The 4835-nt window shown below is 34.0% G+C and carries 4 protein-coding genes; 1 reads left to right on the top strand and 3 read right to left on the bottom strand.

Features of this window, described 5'->3' with window-relative positions:
• Nucleotides 1-149 precede the first annotated feature (149 nt).
• The 3 genes from IHO40_RS05340 to IHO40_RS05330 all read right to left on the bottom strand — a co-directional run bounded on the left by IHO40_RS05340 (nucleotide 150) and on the right by IHO40_RS05330 (nucleotide 2482).
• Nucleotides 150-1322 (bottom strand): TomO hydrophobic C-terminal domain-containing protein, encoded by a 1173-nt coding sequence (locus IHO40_RS05340; protein ID WP_225537106.1) that lies wholly within the window; start codon nucleotides 1320-1322, stop codon nucleotides 150-152.
• Between the two features lie 277 nt (nucleotides 1323-1599).
• A complete protein-coding gene (locus tag IHO40_RS05335; RefSeq protein ID WP_225537105.1) occupies nucleotides 1600-1812 on the bottom strand; it encodes a hypothetical protein in 213 nt (70 codons plus the stop codon).
• Between the two features lie 409 nt (nucleotides 1813-2221).
• Complete coding sequence (locus IHO40_RS05330) at nucleotides 2222-2482, bottom strand: hypothetical protein (protein WP_225537104.1); 261 nt, start codon at nucleotides 2480-2482, stop codon at nucleotides 2222-2224.
• A 558-nt stretch (nucleotides 2483-3040) separates the two neighbouring features.
• Between IHO40_RS05330 and IHO40_RS05325 the strand changes: the two genes are divergently transcribed.
• A complete protein-coding gene (locus tag IHO40_RS05325; RefSeq protein ID WP_225537103.1) occupies nucleotides 3041-4069 on the top strand; it encodes an SGNH/GDSL hydrolase family protein in 1029 nt (342 codons plus the stop codon).
• Nucleotides 4070-4835 lie beyond the last annotated feature (766 nt).

Below are 4835 nucleotides of genomic sequence, written 5' to 3'. Positions count from 1 at the left end.
ATAACAATTTCTATCTTGATGTTTTAGACAGTAGATCCTAGTATCAACTGCTGGAGTGACACCACTTTTGCTTCAATATTCACCACGCTTCTGATAGATATAACACTATAGCTCGCACTTTTAAACCTGCTAAAAGTAGAGATAAAACTCTACAGACTACTTTCAAGCAATCGCTGATTGTCTTGTTGATCAACTTTAACATTGCTAAGTGCAGTATTTGCTTTGTACAAATAATAGCACCCTAATGCAAGAAAAACCGACGCAGCTACAGCGAGTGTAGTGCATATTACTAAATAAGGTGTTGCTAAACTTGCCCCAACAGCAGACACCCCAGATAATATGAAAGAAGCAGAGGCATAATTTACCTTACCTTTTACTCCTTGAACATTTACTACTATAGGTTTTCTGTCTTGACTATCCTTCAGCTCTTTATTTCTGCTCTCAAGTTGCTTCTGTAGACCTTTGATTTGACTTTCATTTTCACTTTTAAGTTCTTCTAACTCTTTGACTCGACTTTCTAGCTGTTGGGTTTCACCCTCATTTACATTTTTAAGTTCTTCCAACTCCTGAGCTTTACTCTCTAATTCTTTATTTTTGTTCTTAAGCTCCTCATCTTTTTCATTCAAGGCTTGATTTGTACCATTTAGGTTCTCTTCTAGTTGCTCTTTTCCCTCAGTAAGTGTATTAACTTTAATGATTTTTCTGTCTAACTCTTCCTTGAGTTCTTTATTTTCTTTTTCAAATTCCTGTAGTTTTATATTCAGCTCTTTATTTTCATCTTTCAGCTTTTCATTTTCACTTTTAAGTTCTTCTAGCTCCTGAGCTTTACTCTCTGATTCTTTATTTTTGTTCTCAAGTTTCTTATCTTTTTTATTCAAGCTTTGCTTAGCACTATTTAGATCCTTATCTAGTTGATTCTTTTCTTTAGTAGGTTTAGTTGCTTGATCATTTGGCTCTTTGATTCGATCTTCTAGCTTATTTTTGTCCTGAAGTTGTTCCTCTTGTGAGTTCTCGATATACTGTTCATTTCTACTTACGTGCATTTTATCCTCCCTAGAACTACGGCTTATAGGATTTTCCATTAAATCCCATACTCTACTTAAGATATCACTTTTTTCTCCTTCTGCAAGAATATTTTTTACTGTCTGTTGACTAGCGCCAAAACTCGCAGATTGGCTTTTACTATAACGTAAAGCTGGATTTAATCTAGCAATATCTCTAAGTTTTTTAAACTGAACATCTCCTTCTAGAGATGGTTTTGCAATTCTACTACTTCCACCTGCTGGAATCTGCCTAGGAGAAACTTTAATATGCTGATACATTGTGTAGAAAAAGTCTCCGGATGCTGAACTTTTGTTATGCCCTTTTTATATCTTAGTCCTGCAACATTTTTGTCATTAGATTCATGTGAACTAGGTGAAGCTGGCTCTCGCTGTGGCAATTCTGTTGAAAAGATCCTAACCAAACTGAATTTGTTGCTGCATTAGCGAAATCCTGCACGGCTTTTCTGAACATATTCACCACAGTCTATAAAGACATTATGTATAATGTATGGTATAGATTACTCTAATACAAGCATAATTTTTTCACTGAGACACTCTACATATTACAAAGGGAATTTATATCTTCTCTCCTTTCATACCTTAAAAATAAAATCAACTCTTTATTATAGTGTTCTCTGACTTTAAGTGACCAAAAGCCTACCATCCCTGTTAATAAACATATAGGTATTACTAGAATGGATCTAATCATTACGTCAGTCCCATAAAATGGCTTTCCATCGACAATTTTACCGTTCCAACAAAAATTCATTATATTTGCAATAACGACATGAAAAAAAATAACCAAAACTCATAACTATGGAATTACTTATAGATCCTGCACTTGCTACCGCATCATTTTCCATACAACTTACAACTTTAGCAACCAAAGCAAGTTGGTAAGTGGAAACGAGGCCAATAAAGAATAATACATATGACAGAGGTGCGTTAATATCGAATGTAAAAAGTAACTAGAACACAATTATCATAGCTATAGCACAAGAAATTATTATCTCATAGTGCTTGCTTGGATTCTTTGCTAATATATAAGGAAATAATAGATGTCCAGAGCTAAAGCCTATCAGTATCCACTTTGAGATGCTATATGCAACATGTCTATTTATGGTATACATCTCATGCAAGAGCGATGCAGACCACGCGTCTGCAAAGACTTCTAACGGTTAAACCATAAAACTGCCAAACAAACCTATCAATAAAATGTTTTTATTAAATATAACTTTGCCCAAATTTTTGATGTTTAGTTTTTCGCCTGAGGTACCAACTTTAGGTATAGATATAAAGGTAGTTAAAGCAAGCAATAATCCAAATGTTATGCATGCAGTCAGTACATAATCCCATCCGAATTTATCAAATAAGATATGTAGTGGTTTAGTGGCAAATATACCACCTAAAATGCCAATAATAACCGATATGCTGAACATAATGGCAAATTTTCTCTACGGTAATAGATGCTTATTATTTTAAAGAGTCCGAGTGCTTAAGCAGAAGATCCAATACCAGTTAATTACTCTCCCAACAATAGAATAACTCTAATTGTTAGAACTGACTAAAGGCAAAGCATCCAAAGATATCAGCATAATACAAGCAGGTATGATAATTTTGGAACCAGATCTATCCAGAAGAATACCCACAGGAATATGCGCTAACACATAGCCTACATAGTATAGGCCACAAAATTGTCCTATTTTCTGTTGTTCCTATGTTAAACCTTACCATCAATTCAGGAGCTACAACATTTAGAATTACACACAATATGTATTGATATGCATAAAACATGGATACTAACAACCATATTAAGAAATTTCTCTACAGCACTAGTCTTACTTTAAACTTGGAACATAGGTGTTTTAGTTATGAAGAGCAAGTTTTATAGTAAGAAACTGCAAAAAAATTGTGTAATCTAACCACTACTCTTTGCTTTTTTTTATGGGTCTCATGCTAAACAACACGATCGTATATTAATCTATTTAATAAACATCATGGTAAACAAAAATAACAATTTTAAGTATAAAAATCTTTATATTCTAGGTGACAGTTTATCTGATAATGGTGCACTTTGTGGAATTTTAGAGACATTCTCCTTTGCAAAAAACGTGAAATTTAATGAACCTTTTTATCAAGGAAGGTCTTTTAGCAATGGCCCTGTTGCTGTTGAATACGTAGCAAAACACTTAGATTTAGAAGAGTTTAAACCTGGATGGAGTTGCTCATTTCTTGGTAAATGTCACGAACAACAAGGCCAAAACTATGCAGTTTCATATGCAGCAGCATCTGAAATTTCTGATCCCATTTATTCCTATTTCTTCAACAAATTTCGTTTAGCCAACCAACTAGATGCGGTAATTAAGCATCATCCAGACATAGGTGAAGAAGATTTATTTTTCATCATGATTGGTGGAAATGACATCATGGTTGCTACCGCTTATGACGATACTAAAGGGGAAGAAGTAATAGAACAAGCAGTTAGTGAAATATGTAATGTACTTAAGGCTCTAAACGAGTATGGTGTCAAGCACGTAGTTGTTGCAAATGCGCCAGACATTGGCTCAATACCAGCTTTCAGTAGAAATAAAGAAGCAAAGGAACTAGCTACAAAACTCACAGAGAGCTTCAATGTAAAATTAGCCAATGGCTTGGATAATATGAGGAAAAGTACAGGTCTTGAAATAAAAACATTCGACCTTAATTCTAAAATGAAAAACATGCTCGATAAATACAAGAGCGAAGGTTTAAATTATCAAGATGCATGTGTATCGGATATTGCAGACCAACTTGGGGGACTTAAGGAAAATATAAAAATACTATCAAAACTGGTATTCAAAGGAAAACTTGACGCTCACTATAATCCTGGGTGTGGCAAAGAAACACTAGAAAGTCATTTCTTTTTTGATTATTTCCACTCAACTGCAGAACCTCACTATGAAATTGGTAATGAAGTATACGAGTTAATTAAAAATAATGAATGTGAGTCAACTAACACTGAACGACAAGAAAATATGCTTTTATAATTAGGATCTTATACTAAATCTCATTATTATACCAAATCTCAGTGGTAAGTTGAAAAGTTTTCCTGCGATTAGAGATTTAGCAAATTTATTATGTATCTTGTTTTATTTCCAGGTGACGAAAGTTGGCATAATCCTTATATTTGAGAAATTTACCAAATGAGAAAAAAAGGTAAAAGAAACCCCGAGTGGCAAGTTTTGACTCTATAATACTTTAAATTGGCGTTATAATAATTTGCTGACGCTTAGTTTAAGCGCGACTTGGCTGAACGTAGAAAAAGTGAAAAGGACATTCAGCCGCTATAATTTGATACAACCCACCAAAAAATACCCTGAGTTTTCTACTGAATTTTGTCATTGAACCTGGAGATCAAAAAGACCCTTCCTATTGTAATAGCAGAACTGACAAAGCCTGTCAAGTAGTTTTGTTGCTTCATGACATACCAAAAGCTGGTTTGTCATGTGAGAGCCTATTGCAGCAATGATAAACTCTATTTCTCAGAACCTAAAGTGTTGCAACTGTTGCGCTGTTTGTACAGATTTCATAATTGAATCCGGTGATGCGCTTCTACCTTTCCTTAATTTACGAATATATTGATCATCTTTATTAGTCGAAGTTCCTCCTGCTTTTACTCATTTCATTCTTTAAGTCTTCGTATATCTCTTTTAGCTCTCTATTGTATTCTTTCTCTTTTATGTTGCCACTTTGCAACAGACTTTTAATCTGATATGCATCATATCTAAACAAGATTTGTTTATCTTCATATAT

Origin of the sequence: Wolbachia endosymbiont of Mansonella ozzardi (assembly GCF_020278625.1) — a bacterium.
In the GTDB taxonomy this organism is placed as follows: domain Bacteria; phylum Pseudomonadota; class Alphaproteobacteria; order Rickettsiales; family Anaplasmataceae; genus Wolbachia.
Note: the sequence above shows the minus strand (reverse complement) of the source record. Positions and strands in the feature narration are given on the sequence as shown.

Coding starts and splice junctions, on each gene's coding strand:
- IHO40_RS05325 (WP_225537103.1), top strand. CDS start 3,041: ATGGTAAACAAAAATAACAATTTTAAGTATAAAAATCTTTATATTCTA.
- IHO40_RS05330 (WP_225537104.1), bottom strand. CDS start 2,482: ATGTTCAGCATATCGGTTATTATTGGCATTTTAGGTGGTATATTTGCC.
- IHO40_RS05340 (WP_225537106.1), bottom strand. CDS start 1,322: ATGTATCAGCATATTAAAGTTTCTCCTAGGCAGATTCCAGCAGGTGGA.
- IHO40_RS05335 (WP_225537105.1), bottom strand. CDS start 1,812: ATGAATTTTTGTTGGAACGGTAAAATTGTCGATGGAAAGCCATTTTAT.